Genomic DNA, 14,593 nt, shown 5'->3' with positions numbered 1-14,593 from the left:
GCTATCCCTTGACTGCACCGGCGGTGATGCCGCGCACGAACCAGCGACCGGAGCCGAAATAGACGATCAGCGGAACGAGCGCGGTGAGAATGGTTGCCGCCATGTTGACGTTGTAGAGCTTCTCGCCTTGGGTGGAGTTGACGATATTGTTGAGCTGCACGGTCATGGGGAAGTTCTCCCGGCCGGCGAAAACCACGCCGAAGAGAAAGTCGTTCCAGATGCCGGTCACCTGCAGGATCGCCGCTACCACTAGGATCGGGATCGACATCGGGATCATCAGCCGGAAGAAGATCTGCCAGAGCCCGGCGCCATCGATGCGGGCCGCCTTGAAGAGCTCCATCGGCAGGCTCGAATAATAGTTGCGGAATAGAAGTGTCAAAACCGGCAGGCCGAAGACCGTGTGGGTGATGATGATGCAGGGCAGCGTCGAATAGATGCCGATATCGCGATAGATCAGGACCAGCGGATAGATGAACACCTGATAGGGGATGAAAGCGCCGAGCAGCAGAATGGCAAAGAGCACGTTTGCGCCCTTGACCCGCCAGAAGGACAGCGCATAGCCGGTCAGCGACGAGATCAAGATCGACAGGATCATGCTCGGGATCAGGATCTTGACCGAATTCCAGAAACCGACGCTGATACCGCCGCATTCGAGCCCCGTGCAGGCCGTGCTCCACGCCTGCACCCAGGCATCCGCCGTCCACATCTGCGGAAAGGCGAAGATATTGCCCTGCCGGATTTCCGGCATGGATTTGAACGAGGTGACGAGCATCACGTAAAGCGGCAGCAGAAAAAATAGAGCCGCAATGACGAGAAAGAGATAGAGTCCGATGCGGCCGGGGGTCATATGCTGCGGCTTTCGCCCGGTCGGTCCCTTAATGGCACCAGTGACGGAAGATGGTATCGACATCAGTTCCCCCTCGGCTTTTCCCGGAAATATTCATAATAGAGCCAAGGCGTCACCAAGATGACCACAGTGACGAACATGACTGTCGATGCCCCGGTCGCGAGACCGATGTTGCCGCGCCCGAACAGGTAATCCATGATGAATTTGCCAGGTACTTCGGTCGATATCCCCGGCCCGCCGCCGGTCGTCGCCAAAACCAGTTCGTAAACCCTGACAACGGCAATCGCGAGAAGCACGCTGGCGGTGATGATGGTCGGCCTGAGGATCGGGATGACGATATGAAGATAGACACGCCAGCTCGGTATGCCGTCGATACGCGTCGCCTTCCACAATTCACGATCGACGCCGCGCAGACCAGCGAGCATGATTGCCATGACAAGGCCGGACGATTGCCAGATGCCGGCAAGCACGATGACGTAGAGGGCGAGATCGCTCTGAACGATCCAGTCGAAGCGGAACCAGGTAAAGCCGATGCTGTCGGCAACCTTCTGCAGGCCCAGTGACGGGTTCATGATCCACTGCCAAACGAGCCCGGTCACGATAAAGGACATGGCGAAAGGATAGAGGAAGATCGTCCGGAACGTGTTTTCGAAGCGGACCTTCTGATCGAGCGCAACGGCGAGAAGAAAGCCGAGGATCAGGCAGCCGGCAATGAACAGAATGCCGAAGACGACGACGTTCTGCAGCGACAGCAGCCAGCGTGCGGTCGTAAACAACCGCTCATATTGCTTGGTGCCGACGAAGATATTGACCGGCAGCACCTTGCTGTCGGTGAAGGATATCCAGATGTTCCATATGACGGTAACGACATAGGCGAGAAGCACAATGGCGAAAGCCGGAAACAAGGCCACATAGGGCGAAATATGCATCTTCCTGCGGCTGACGCTCGCAGGCGCAACAGCTGTCTTTACGGCAGTCGCGCTCGTGTCTTGGCTGCTCATGGGCGCGCTCCTCCTCAGCATTCATGGAAACCGGCGGCAGGAGATACCTGCCGCCGCATGGATGTCGATCGAAGCTTACTTCGCCTGTTCAATCACCTGAGCGAACTGACTGGCGAATTGGTCTGCGGTCATGCTGGGCGTCGTCCAGTATTGAGCGACCAGATCCTGTTCCGTCTGGACGATATCCTGAGCCGTAAGCACATCCGGCGCGAGGATCTGGCGGCTCGGATCCTTGAGCGCGGTCAGGCCCTTCTGGGCACAGGCGTCGAGCTTCGACGTATCGACGTCGAGACGCACGGGTACGGATCCCTTCTTGGAGTTGAAGGCAAGCTGACCTTCCTTCGACATGATGACCGTTGCAAGCAGGGTCTGCGCATCGATGGCGGCCTTGTCCTTGAGGACCGGGAAGACGAAGATGTCGCCGCCCATCATGAAATTGGATTCACCCGGCCCGAGAATGCAGCCGAAATCCTTGTCCGCAACGAGGCCGGCATGGATGAATTCGCCCTTGGCCCAGTCGCCCATGAACTGGATACCGGCCTTGCCGTCGATCAGCATGCCGGTCGCGACGTTCCAGTCGCGGTTAGGGCTGCCCGGGTCCTGATAGTTGCGCAATTTGGCGAAGACTTCCGCAACATGCTTGAACTTGTCGGATTTGACCGCGTCGGTATCGAGGTCCTTCCAGACCTTGGCATAGAGATCCTTGCCGCCTTCGCCGAGCAGAATGGCATTGAACATCGACTGCAGCTGCCAGGGCTGGCCGCCGACGGCGACCGGGATCAGGCCGGCGGCCTTGATCTTGTCGAGCGCGGCAAACATTTCGTCCCAGGTCTTCGGCTCCTGCGTGACGCCGGCCTTGGTGAAGACGGCCTTGGAATAGAAGACCCAGTTCTGGCCATGATCGTTGATCGGAGCGCCATAGATATGCCCCTGAAATTGAATGGCCTGATAGAAGGCCGGCGTCAGCACCGATTTCCAATCCTGCTGCTTGGCGATATCGTCGAGCGGTCGCAGCAGGCCCTGCTGGGCCAGTTCGTTCATCTGCGTGCCGGTATTGAACTGCATGGCCGTCGGCGGATTGCCGCCGATGATACGGTTGATCCCAATCGGACGGGCAGTCGAGCCCGAGCCGGCAATCGCCGTATCCACCCATTCACCGCCGGCGGCATTGAAAGCCTTGGCAAGTTCCTTCACGGCCGCAGCCTCGCCGCCAGACGTCCACCAATGCAGGACTTCGGCTTTCTTGCCTTCGGCAAGAGCGCCGGTCACGCTCGCTGCAACCAGCGCTGTGGCGCCGACCAATGCCATCATCAATTTGCGCATGCGTTCCTCCTCCTTTGACGGCGTCCTCAAAACGCCCGTGTTCAGCCGCCGCCGTCTCCAGACGTCGGATGCCGAATTTCCTGATCCTCCAAAAATATGCGGCAGAGCCTCCGTTCCCTACGACAGGCGAGCAATGCTTCCTCAGGCACCGCCTTTTCGTCAAGCCCGCAGTCCATAAGGACTGTATTTTCTCAATTCTATAGCGCACTCCGTGAGAAACGTCCCTCATTTATTGCGCGCGGTACCGGATCGGGGCGACCGCAGCTGCTGTGGATTGCGATCACGCCGCGCGAGCGGCCAGAGTGCCCGAATGCCGTCGTGATCTCCCGAGCATGAAAAGCCGGCCTCGACGATACCCGATGCAGCCGTCCCGAGCGAAGGGAATCCGCCATTTCGGCCGCACCCAATCCGCGCAGGTCGAGATGGCCGGGCAAAAGCAGCATGGCGGTCTCCGAGATCGTCTTGCCGATGCGTCCTTCGTCCAGCAGCCATCGCGGCGAATATCAGTGCAAAGAGACTACAGAGAAGACAATGGCCACAGCCTTTTCCTCGGAGGTGCCCGCCTCGACACCCCTAATCTTCCGGGATGTGTTCAAAGAGGAACCGCGACGATGTACACTTGCGATCTCGATTGTCCGAGTATCCGCCCCGCCATCTGCAATCGGAGAAAGATGACATGAACATCGAGCTTAAAGGCCGCAAGTCCATTGTGACGGGATCAACGGCCGGCATCGGCCGTGCTACGGCTGAGGGACTGGCTCGCGCCGGTGCATCGGTCGTCATCAACGGCCGCGGAAATGCCCGGGTCGATGAGGCCGTGCAGCAGATGCGGCGGGCCTTTCCCGAAAACGACATTTCAGGCATTGCCGCCGATCTCTCGACGGCGGAAGGCGCCGACGCCGTCTTCGCGCAGGCGCCGGACGCAGACATCCTCGTCAACAATCTTGGGACAGCGGTACCGAGAGACTTCGTCGACACGACCGATGAAGACTGGCTGAGCATTTTTGAGATCAACGTCATGAGCGGTGTGCGCATGACACGTCACTATCTGCCGAGAATGGTGCAAAAGGGCTGGGGCCGCGTCGTTTTCGTCAGCAGCGAGTCCGCCGTCAACATTCCCAAGGAGATGATCGATTATGGGATGACGAAGACGGCGCAGCTTGCGATCTCCCGAGGCTTGGCGGAATCTGTTGCGGGCACGGGCGTCACCGTCAACGCCGTCCTTCCAGGCCCCACGAGATCCGAGATCCTGTCGAACTGGATGGCCGCAAAAGCCAAGGATCAAGAGATCACGCAGGACGACGCCGAGCAGGCATTCCTGAAATCGGCCCGCCCGACGAGCCTCATCCGGCGTTTCGCAACGACTGACGAAGTCGCCAATATGATCGTCTACGCATGTTCGGAGCAGGCTTCCGCAACCACCGGCGCGGCTCTGCGCGTCGATGGCGGCGTGGTCCGTTTCGTTGCCTGAGTATGGCCTGCCTATTTCCCATCCGGATTGGACCTGAACAGGCCTCTCCGTTCAAGCTGGAGCTAAAGATCGGCGAGTACCTTATCGATCGTTGCCATCACATCGGCAGACAATGGTCCCTTCGCCAGGGCGCCGGCATTTTCTTCGACCTGGGCAACTGTACGGAAGCCTGGAATTGGCAAGGTGCGCGGCGAGCGTGCCCATAGCCACGCAAGCGCACCCTGCGTGAGCGTGCGGCCATCTTCAGTCAGCAGCTTGCGAACGGCATCCAGGCGGACGGCAAATTCAGGAGCAATCTTGCCGTCCTTGAAATAGACCATCCAGTCGAGGCTTGCGCCGCGGACGTCTTTCTCGCCGACGGCCTTGTCGGGCGTGAACTTGCCGCTGAGCAGCCCCATGGCGAGCGGACCGCGATTGATGGAGATCAAACCATTACGCTCGATGACTTCGATCATCGCAGGAACCGGCTCGAAGACATTCATCGTATGCTGGACCGAAACGAATCCCATGCGATGCACATGACGCGCGGCGCGATCCGGATGGTCCGTGCTCCAGCCGAAAGCATCGATCTTGCCTTCGGCCTTCAGCGTTTCGAGCGTCTCGAAGACCTCATCCGACGCTTCCAGCGGAAAATCGTTGAGATGGAACTGCAGCAGGTCCAAGCGGTCGCGGCGCAACCGGCGCAAAGACGTCTCGGCCGACTGCCGGATAAAGGCAGGATCGGCGAAAGCACCTGTCGCCTGTTTGGTCTTCTCATTCGTCGCGAAACCGAATTTGGTAGCGATGACGATCTCGTCTCGATTGCCGATCGCTTTGCCGACCACCTCTTCGGAGTGCCCGGCCCCATAATTAGAAGCGGTGTCGAAGAAGCGAATGCCGAGATCCACAGCCCGTTCGATAGCACGAATTGATTCATCGTCGTCGACGTCGCCCCAGCCAAGCGGCACGTCGCCGGCATAAAACGGGCCACCGATCGCCCAGCATCCCATGCCCAGGCGCGGAATTTCGCGACCGTTCCAGAGAACCATTGTCGTAGCGCTATCGGGTTTCGTCAGCATATCGTCTCTCCAAAATCGTCTGGCATTAAAGGCAGAAATAAAGTGGCGTTCCCGAGTGATAAACAGCCAAATCCGCAGAGTACTTTTCACGGATGAAAAACAGCCGTCGGTGATTATCTGAATTTCTCGAAGGGATGCCGGCGACCCCATGTTGCAATTGCCAGGTCCCGTTCAGCGGCGGGACTGCGGGGTATATTTGATACCCGTCGCCAGAGCGCCGACCGCAAATAGCGCGATGACGCAAGCGAAGACAAGGCTGGAGACGTTCGCACTGGCAATAACCGTCATCAGACCAACCCCGATTACCGGAACCGAATTGCCGAGAAACATCGCGACGTAATAGCTGGAAACGACCTCCGCCCGCCGCTCTTCAGGCGCAATTTTATTGACGACCTGAAGGCTACCGCGATAGCCGAGGGCCGCGGCGCAGCCGCTCAGCGCGGTTCCGGTGAGCAGGATAAAGGTCGAGCCAAGCACCTGCGCCAGAACGAGCAGGGCGAGACTCGGCAGAAGCATCACCAACCCGCTCAGCATTGCAAGGCGGCTTTCAATTTGCCGTGTGACGATCGTCACGAGGGTTGCGACAAGGAACAGCTCGAACACAACGGCCCCGCCGACAGCCACATTCGTCTGGTGCAGGCTCTCGGCAAGGATGGTTGGAAGGAGTGCCGCATAAAAGCCGATGACGGCGAAAGTGGCGAAGGCGGTAACGGCCGGCGCGATGAAAGAAACCCGCAATTCCGTCGGAACGCCGAGCCTCGGCCGCAAGGAAACCGCCCGCCAGCTCCGGCGCGGCATTTCCACCGTTTCCCGCGTGCGTGCGACCAGTACGCCGATGATCGCCAAGACAGCCAAATAGACCAGAAAGGAAAGATGCAGCGGCCAAGGCGCATATTGGGCCAAAGCACCCGACACCAAAGGCCCGAGGGCTATTCCGATGAAATTGGCACTCGACGTGATAAGAGTGGCGCGGGATTTTTGCTCAGCCGTATCCAGTTCCGCAAGCCACGCCGCCGCCGTACCGGAGGCAAGTCCAACACCGAATCCGCTGAGCATTCGCGCCCAAAACAGCCAGCCTGTACTCAAAGCGGCCAGGAAAATCAGCGTGCTGATGCCCGCCAGTCCAAGGCTTGTAAGCCCGATCGGTTTGCGGCCGATCTCATCGGACAACCGTCCGAATATGAGAAGGGCGACGAAATTGCCGACGGCGTAAACGGCATAAACCAGGGTCAAGATGAATTCCGAGAAGCCGAAGGCATGTCGATACAAAGCGTAAAGGGGCGTCACGAGCGTGCTGCCCATAAACATGACCGCCATCATAGCGGCGACCACCATAAAGGCGGCGGTATCGTTCGACTCTGTCTTGGTTTTTTGATCGGCAATCGTGGTCATCGCAGATATCTTCGTTTGCCTTCACCGCGAGCATGAGAGATTTGGCAAAGAACAACGCATCGGTTCGATGGCTGGCATTCATCCGGCCCTGAGCTTCCAAACCCGTGACGACACCATGAGTTCCCACCGAACTGAAGGCGCGGTCACGATCGGAGTGAAGCTGTCAGCAGGCAAACCATGCCCGCAAGCCCGAGTATCGCGGAACTCGTGCCGACGCCCGCAAAGCATGCGTCGCAAGCTGTGCAGGCGCCTTATCTCTTGCCCACACACATTCGCGCACCTGCAATGTCTGCTGCCGCAAAAGTTACCGCAATCCAGATCCCGAAAGGAAGCAACAGCCGGCACCTTTCGTGTTCATGCGTCTACTTTTCTGCTCGCTGCAAAAGGATGCGCATCTCTTCGAACCGCCGCTTGCGGTCCGCATCGCTGTCATTCGGCGTATAACACGTGCTCGATACGCAAAACTTTGCGAGATTATGGGGTTTGTCAGGCTTGTCGAATTCGCATTCGAACGTGTCGGTCATCTCGGCGGGAGACGTTCCCTGCCGGGTGGAATAGGCCATGCGCACGCCGGGCGGCTTCAGCTCCGGAAAGGATTGGACAGCACCAATCGCAAGACCGTCCGACAGGAAGAAGTTCTTGGCTACGGTTTTGCAGGTTGCTTCAAGATCGGCTGATTGCGCGAAAGCCGCAACCGGCATCACGACAAGACTGATGAATGCCAGCGATTTGATCATGACGACCTCCTTCCGCACGACTGTAGACAGATTTAGGACGCAAACGGCAAAAGCAAGCGGCGACTTGAGGATTCGCTTCAAAAGCGGGATCACTCCTTCAGCGCACGCTTGGCTGTCATAACCGAGCCATGGCAACGGTCCGCAAGGTGACGCGCCGACCCGATATCGGCATGCTTTCAAGCTGCCGATCGAATATCCAGGCCAATAAGCCAAACTGCAACCCAGGGGATTTACTTCCATAAAATCAATTATAAGCTGTATATCATTCGCCATTCTATTCCGTAGGGAAATCTCATGGACAAATATACAAAAACCGTCTTGACAATCATCGCCGTAGCACTTGCAGTGATCGCCATTCAAAACACGATCACGCCGGCACAGGCCGTCGGCGGCGGCTGCGGTTTAGAGAATTACAGGCCTTGCTACGTAAAGCTCGTGAACTAGCGACCCCACCGCTTGTCGGCCGAACTCTTTGCGCCTGCCGTTCTGGTCGATACCGATGGACCCCCCCGACACGGCAGATCAGCATCACATATGCCGCATGGGCATGCCCGGAAATGTTCCCGGGCAGCCTGTTCATCGCCAAGCCGACATTCTACGATTGAATGACGTTGCGTGCGGTCTGGATGGCGGCGCGCGCACCTGTCCGCAACTGCGCCGTTTCAGTGCCGGCGATGACCAAATCAACGCCGAGCTTCAAGTATTGTCCGGCGCGATCGCCATCGCTGCCGAAGGCGCAGATCGCCTTGCCGTGCGCGCGGCAGCGCGTGAGCACGGTCGCAAGCGCCTGATCGATTGCCGCGCTGTTAGGCGCAAGCCGCGCTCCGTTCGAAAGCGCGATGGAAAGATCGGACGGCCCGACGAAGACGCCGTCGATACCGTCAACGGCAAGAATCTCATCGATCGCGTCAAGAGCGGTTCTGGTTTCGACCATGGCGATGGTAACAGTCAGGCTATTTGCGCTTTGCAGATAATCTTCGGCTGCTAGGCCGAAATGATTGAGAGCAAGCGACGGCCCCCAGCTGCGCTCGCCGAGCGGCGGATATTTTGTCGCCTTCACCAAGGCGCGGGCGTCATCGGCAGAATTGATCATCGGCGCGATGATGGCGGAAGCGCCGGCGTCAAGAAGCCGCGATGCAGCGGCAAAATCGCCGACTGGAATGCGGGCTACTGCCGGCTTGCCGGCGAGGCGCACATAGGCGATGCCGCTTGCAGCGGTCTCCATGTCCCACATGCCATGCTGCATGTCCAAAACGACGGCATCGAAATCCTCCTGCGCCAGATGGTTGACGAGCATCGCGTCGGGTATGCCGACCCAGCCGGAGATCATGCCGCCATTCTCGCGGCGCTTCAGGCGCCCGGCAAAACCGTCAATGTCAGTCGTCATCGTCTTTCCTCACCTATCAACAAGCCCGATCTTTGAAGACAGCCTCAGCCGCCAATTCACGGCGAACCGTTGCAAGCAACAATACTCAATTCCCCTTGTCGAGCCACTCGAAAGTGCACATTCGACGGATACAAATCGGCAAAGCACAGCTCCGACAGTCTCGGCTGCCGAACCGGAAAGCGATTTCAAATCTGTCAGACGACCATGACAAATATGCAGATACTTTGATCGATTAGCCAATGAACGTATCGACAGGTGGTCGAGGCATGATTCGAGATGAACGATCCTGCCGTTTCGGCGTTGCACGAACGCTCAACGCCTCGAAAAACGCTGTTTCGCAAAATCTGTGACCGGTGTGTAGAGGCTAATGAGTGTTCCCTCGGGATCGCGGATCTGTGCCGCCCGATTGCCCCATGGCATCAGCTTCGGTTCGTGCACGACTTCCGCCTTATCCTTCAACCGGGAAAATTCGGCGTCGACATCATCGACCTGGAATTCGATGACGAGCGAGCGATTGGCTGAGGGTTCAGCGCTGCCCTCGCGGAACAGTGCAACGGTCTCGGCGCTTCCGATCGCGAGCGCAGCCGAGGGGGTGACGATCTCGGCAAAGACCGGCGCCAGCCACTCGGCTGCGTGACCCGTGACCATCTCATAAAAGCCGACCATCTTCTTGATATCTGAAGCGATCAGACGCGTGGATGCCAGTTTCATCGGAGACTCCTTCAAAGCACCCGCCAACCCCATCGTTGACGGCTCGAGGGCTCTTGTCGCATAAGGCTGTTGCCACCATACTGGCAGCAGGAGTCAGTAGATGCGTCGCGCCGACCGTTTGTTTCAAATCATACAGATATTGCGGCGCTCGAGCCGGCCGGTAACCGCCGCCACGCTGGCAGACGAGCTCGAAACCTCGAAGCGCACGGTCTATCGCGACATTGCCGATCTGATGAGCCAACGGGTCCCGATCGAGGGAGAAGCAGGGTTCGGGTATCTGCTCTCGCCGGACTATGAAATGCCGCCGCTTATGTTGACCCCCGAAGAAATCGAGGCGGTCGTCCTTGGGGCACAGTGGGTTGCGGGCCGCGCCGACAAAGCTCTTGCCAATGCCGCACGCGATGTCGTTGCGAAGATCACCGCGGTTGTTCCCGCCCATTTGCGCCCCTTCATCGTCGAGCCCAGCGTCGGCGCCAAACCGGTCATTCAGGGGACCGAAAAGGAAAACATCGATCCGTCGATGCTCCGAACAGCAATCCGCGAAGGGAGAAAACTTCGCCTGTTCTATCGCTCCGACAGGGACGAAGAAACCGTAAGGACGGTGCGGCCAGTAATCCTCGGCTATTCCGACACGAGCCGCATTCTGGTGGCATGGTGCGAACTACGGCAAGGCTTCCGGCATTTCCGCACGGAGCGAATTCTCAAGGCTGATATGCTCGATGAAAGTCATGGCTTGCGGCCAGGCGAACTGCGCCGCCGCTGGTCTGTCTGGCGAGAGGCGGAACTCCAGAAATCCGGACGGAAAGGGTAAGTATCGGGTGTTGACGCCATCATCGGCCAGCACCCGATGGTCTCAAATGATTCCGCCGCCACCGGCGACCGAGGCTGGACGTTCGGCTGCGACCTTGCGGCGATAGCCGCTCGCCCGATAGGTGGCGACCGGATCGATGGCGCCACCGGCGCGACGGCGTGCCTCGGCCAAGATCGGCTCGACATCGGCGCGATAGGCGCGCTTCAGCGTTTCCGACGCCATCAGCGCGTCATTTGCTTCCTGATAGTCGTCCAATGCCTTTCGATCGACGATCAGCGCCTGCGCATAGGCGCGGCGGATCTCGTTGGCGCTGGAAATCAGGCTCTCGATCGGGTCCGTCACGTTATGCGACTGGTCGATCATGTGAGCCGGATTGAAGTCGTTGACCCCTCGTCGTTCGGCATCGACCAACTCGTTGAAAACGAGGAACAGGCGGTAGGGCTCGATGGCACCGGCATCGAGATCGTCGTCGCCATATTTCGAATCATTGAAATGGAAACCGCCGAGCTTGCCGAACTGGATGAGGCGCGCGACGATCATCTCGATATTCGTATTCGGCGCGTGGTGACCGAGATCGACGAGGCACTGCGCCTTGGGTCCGAGCGTCTGGGCGATCAGGTAATTGGTGCCCCAATCCTGAACGACGGTCGAATAGAAGGCCGGTTCATACATCTTGTGCTCGGAAAACAGCCGCCAATCATCCGGCAACGCCTTGTAGATATCGGCCATGGCGGCGAGATAGCGCTCGAACGCCTTGGTGAAATTGGTCTGGCCAGGGAAGTTCGAGCCGTCGCCGATCCACACGGTCAGCGCCTTCGAGCCGATCGCCTTGCCGATCTCGATGCATTCGATGTTGTGCTCGACGGCCTGGGCGCGGGTCGCCGCATCGACATGGCTCAGCGAACCGAACTTGTAGGAGTGCGCCTGGCCGGGCGCATCGGAGAAGGTGTTGGAGTTCATCGCGTCGAAGCCGAGGCCGAGCGCATCGCCCTTGGCCTTGAGTTCGCGCGGATCGGACTTATCCCAGGGGATGTGCAGCGAAACCCTGGGCGTTGCCCGGGTCAGCTGCTGGATGACGGCACAGTCGTCGAGCTTGTCGAAGATGCCGCGCGGCTCGCCGCTGCCGGGGAAGCGGGCAAAACGCGTGCCGCCGGTGCCGACGCCCCAGGACGGGACGGCAACGAAGAATTCGGAAACCTTCTTGGTCACAGCTTCGATATCGACGCCGCGGCGGGCGAGCGCGGCGCCAAGCGCCTCATAGTCGGATTTCTGCGCGGCGGCGCGCTTGTCGTTTTCTGCTGCGACCAGATCGGGCGCAATTCTAAACTCGGCCATTCTTTCCTCCCGTGTACGTCATTCGAACCGTTACGGCGTTTCGATTGTCTCTTCCCCTCTTCTCCCCAGCGGGGAGAAGATGCCCAACGGGCAGATGAGGGGGTAAGGAGCACAGCGACGATCATCTTGAGCGTGAGCGAAAGATAGAATCGTGTCTGTCGCGTTTCCGCCTCATCCGACCCTTCGGGCCACCTTTTCCCCGCTGGGGAGAAGGAAAAATGCAGCTAACTACCGCGTAAAGCTCTGCGCGTTGCCGGCGTCGACGTTGATGATATTGCCGGTCGACTTGGCGGAAAGATCCGAAGCCAGGAAGTAGATCGCCTCGGCAATGTCCTCGGGGAAGACGTTCAGTTTCAGCATCGAGCGCTTGCGGTAATGTTCCTCCAGCTCGTCCACCTCGATTTTCGAGGAAGCGGCGCGCTGCTCGCGCCATTCGCCATTCCAGATCTTCGAGCCGCGCAGAACGGCATCCGGATTGACCGTATTGACGCGGATGCCGGCTTCCGCGCCCTCGAGTGCAAGGCACCGCGCCAGATGGATTTCGGCAGCCTTTGCCGTACAATAGGCGGCGGCGTTCGGCGAGGAGGCCAGACCGTTCTTCGACGCGACGAAGACGACGTTGCCGCCGAGATTCTGGCGGCGGAACAGCCGGAAGGCTTCGCGCGAAACCAGGAAATAGCCGGTCGCGAGAATATCGATATTGCGGTTCCACATCGAAAGCTCGGTGCTTTCGATCGGCGCGGACGAGGCGATGCCGGCATTCGAGACCAGAATGTCGACGCCGCCGAATTCGACGCAAGCCTCGGCAAAAGAGGAGATGACGGCATCTTCCTCGGTCACGTCGAGCTTGACGCTGCGCACTGCATCGGCACCATATCGCTTGGCGAAATCGGCCTGCGTGCTCTCCAGCGCCGCCTGGTCGATGTCTGCCAGAACGACACAGGCGCCCTCGCCTATCAGGCGGGCGGCCGTGGCGCGGCCGATACCGCCGGCACCGCCGGTCACGAAGGCCACACGGCCGGCGAGGCTCTTCGGCTTCGGCATGCGCTGCAGCTTTGCCTCTTCCAGCAGCCAGTACTCGATATCGAAAGCTTCCTGCTCCGGCAGGCCCTGATATTCGGAAACGGTGGAGGCACCGCGCATGACGTTGATGGCATTGACATAGAACTCGCCGGCGATGCGGGCGGTCGCCTTGTCGCGGGCAAAGGACAGCATGCCGACGCCGGGAACGAGGAATATCACCGGATTCGGGTCGCGCATGGCAGGCGAGTTGTCATGCTTGCAATCATTGTAATAGCGCGCGTAATCGGCGCGGTAATCTTCCAGGGCCTTGTCGAGACCGGCAATGACGGCATCGACATCGGGCTTTGCCGGATCGAAATCGACGATGAGCGGACGAATTTTAGTGCGTAGGAAGTGATCCGGGCAGCTGGTTCCGAGCGCACCGAGCGGACGAAGATTCTTGGAGTTGACGAATTCGAGCACCGCATTCTGGTCGTCGAAATCGCCGAGCTTGCGTTCAACCTTGCCGATCCGGCCGCGGATCTCGGGCATCAGCCGGGCAGCGATGGCACGGCGCTCCGCCTGCGGCAGGCTTTCGACAACGGCGCCGCCGAAAATGGTCTTGCCTTCCGTCTTGGCGGCAAACCATTCGATCGCCTTGTTGATGATGGCAAGCGTCAGTTCGTAGCAGTCCTTGGCATCATTGGCCCAGGTGAAAAGACCATGGCTTTCCAGGACGACACCCTTGGCATTCGGATGCGCCTTGACGAAGGCTTCAAGGTCGAGCCCGAGCTGGAAGCCGGGACGGCGCCAGGGAAGCCAGCCGATTTCCTCGCCGAAGATTTCACGCGTCAGCTCGCGCGAGTTCCTCGAGGCGGCAATGGCGATGATGGCATCCGGGTGCATGTGGTCGACATGCGTGAACGGCACGAAACCATGCAGCGGCGTATCGATGGACGCGGCGCGGGCGTTGAGATTGAAGGTGCAATGGGGCAGGAAGCCGACCATGCGATCCTCGTCTGAAACGCCCTGATAGATGTCCTTCAGGCTGTCCAACTTGTCCTGATAAAGTGTGGCGAAACCGTCGAGCTTGATGGTGCCGACATCGCCGCCGGAGCCCTTGACCCAGAGTACCCTCACCTTTTCGCCGGAGAGCGGATCGGTTTCCATGACTTTGGCCGATGTGTTGCCGCCGCCATAGTTGGTGATACGCTTGTCGGCACCGAGCAGATTCGACCGATAAAGCAGCTTGCCCGGCTCATCCAAGCCGGCCGCATATGCATCATCCCAACGGTTCTTCAGAAGCTGAACCTCAGCCGCCATGTCATCCTCCCTTGAAATCAAGTCTTGCGAGCGGACCGGATCATGATGGAGCCGCCCTTTGTGAGCAGGGTATCGCTCACGTATAGTCACCTTGTCAATCGAAAACGATCAAATTCGATAATGCTGCGATGCAGTATGAAAGTTTATGATCGTTTGTGATTGACACATTGTCATATTTGCGAAATAACCGCCGAC

General features: G+C 59.0%; 13 protein-coding genes. 3 read left to right on the top strand and 10 right to left on the bottom strand.

Features of this window, described 5'->3' with window-relative positions; genetic code table 11:
* Position 1: 1 nt before the first annotated feature.
* The 3 genes from Q4Q11_RS11510 to Q4Q11_RS11500 all read right to left on the bottom strand — a co-directional run bounded on the left by Q4Q11_RS11510 (position 2) and on the right by Q4Q11_RS11500 (position 3,171).
* The gene (locus tag Q4Q11_RS11510) at positions 2-910 is read right to left on the bottom strand and encodes a carbohydrate ABC transporter permease (RefSeq protein WP_112512665.1); all 909 of its coding nucleotides are present in this window, start codon (positions 908-910) and stop codon (positions 2-4) included.
* Positions 910-1,776 (bottom strand): carbohydrate ABC transporter permease, encoded by an 867-nt coding sequence (locus Q4Q11_RS11505; RefSeq protein ID WP_498569555.1) that lies wholly within the window; start codon positions 1,774-1,776, stop codon positions 910-912. The genes Q4Q11_RS11510 and Q4Q11_RS11505 overlap by 1 nt, the downstream gene beginning before the upstream one ends.
* Before the next feature lie 147 nt (positions 1,777-1,923).
* The gene (locus Q4Q11_RS11500; protein WP_498569547.1) at positions 1,924-3,171 is read right to left on the bottom strand and encodes an ABC transporter substrate-binding protein; all 1,248 of its coding nucleotides are present in this window, start codon (positions 3,169-3,171) and stop codon (positions 1,924-1,926) included.
* 676 nt (positions 3,172-3,847) lie between these two features.
* On the opposite strand from Q4Q11_RS11500, the gene Q4Q11_RS11495 reads away from it, so the two are divergent.
* On the top strand, positions 3,848-4,642 hold the full coding sequence (locus tag Q4Q11_RS11495) for an SDR family NAD(P)-dependent oxidoreductase (protein WP_498569546.1): 795 nt from the start codon (positions 3,848-3,850) through the stop codon (positions 4,640-4,642).
* Between the two features lie 62 nt (positions 4,643-4,704).
* On the opposite strand, the gene Q4Q11_RS11490 is transcribed toward Q4Q11_RS11495, so the two are convergent.
* From Q4Q11_RS11490 to Q4Q11_RS11480, 3 genes are all read right to left on the bottom strand, one after another.
* Positions 4,705-5,700: an aldo/keto reductase gene (locus Q4Q11_RS11490; RefSeq protein WP_498569545.1), complete on the bottom strand. Its 996-nt coding sequence runs from the start codon at positions 5,698-5,700 to the stop codon at positions 4,705-4,707.
* 171 nt (positions 5,701-5,871) lie between these two features.
* Positions 5,872-7,092 (bottom strand): MFS transporter, encoded by a 1,221-nt coding sequence (locus Q4Q11_RS11485; RefSeq protein WP_498569544.1) that lies wholly within the window; start codon positions 7,090-7,092, stop codon positions 5,872-5,874.
* Between the two features lie 362 nt (positions 7,093-7,454).
* Entirely contained in the window at positions 7,455-8,102 is a 648-nt protein-coding gene (locus Q4Q11_RS11480) for a hypothetical protein (RefSeq protein WP_498569543.1), read from the bottom strand.
* A 21-nt stretch (positions 8,103-8,123) separates the two neighbouring features.
* Between Q4Q11_RS11480 and Q4Q11_RS11475 the strand changes: the two genes are divergently transcribed.
* On the top strand, positions 8,124-8,273 hold the full coding sequence (locus Q4Q11_RS11475) for a hypothetical protein (RefSeq protein WP_498569542.1): 150 nt from the start codon (positions 8,124-8,126) through the stop codon (positions 8,271-8,273).
* Between the two features lie 151 nt (positions 8,274-8,424).
* On the opposite strand, the gene Q4Q11_RS11470 is transcribed toward Q4Q11_RS11475, so the two are convergent.
* Positions 8,425-9,216, bottom strand: coding sequence for an aldolase/citrate lyase family protein (locus Q4Q11_RS11470; RefSeq protein ID WP_112512670.1), 792 nt, complete (start codon positions 9,214-9,216; stop codon positions 8,425-8,427).
* A 312-nt stretch (positions 9,217-9,528) separates the two neighbouring features.
* On the bottom strand, positions 9,529-9,927 hold the full coding sequence (locus Q4Q11_RS11465) for a VOC family protein (RefSeq protein ID WP_498569541.1): 399 nt from the start codon (positions 9,925-9,927) through the stop codon (positions 9,529-9,531).
* 100 nt (positions 9,928-10,027) lie between these two features.
* Between Q4Q11_RS11465 and Q4Q11_RS11460 the strand changes: the two genes are divergently transcribed.
* The gene (locus Q4Q11_RS11460; protein WP_112512672.1) at positions 10,028-10,738 is read left to right on the top strand and encodes a helix-turn-helix transcriptional regulator; all 711 of its coding nucleotides are present in this window, start codon (positions 10,028-10,030) and stop codon (positions 10,736-10,738) included.
* A 42-nt stretch (positions 10,739-10,780) separates the two neighbouring features.
* On the opposite strand, the gene rhaI is transcribed toward Q4Q11_RS11460, so the two are convergent.
* Both rhaI and Q4Q11_RS11450 read right to left on the bottom strand, forming a co-directional pair.
* A complete protein-coding gene (rhaI, locus tag Q4Q11_RS11455; protein ID WP_498569540.1) occupies positions 10,781-12,073 on the bottom strand; it encodes an L-rhamnose catabolism isomerase in 1,293 nt (430 codons plus the stop codon).
* Between the two features lie 228 nt (positions 12,074-12,301).
* Positions 12,302-14,398, bottom strand: coding sequence for a bifunctional rhamnulose-1-phosphate aldolase/short-chain dehydrogenase (locus Q4Q11_RS11450; protein ID WP_112512674.1), 2,097 nt, complete (start codon positions 14,396-14,398; stop codon positions 12,302-12,304).
* Between the last annotated feature and the right edge of the window lie 195 nt (positions 14,399-14,593).

This window comes from Rhizobium sp. UFLA01-1127 (assembly GCF_059803845.1).
The sequence above is the reverse complement of the archived record's forward strand: the minus strand, read 5'-3'. Positions and strand labels throughout refer to the sequence as shown.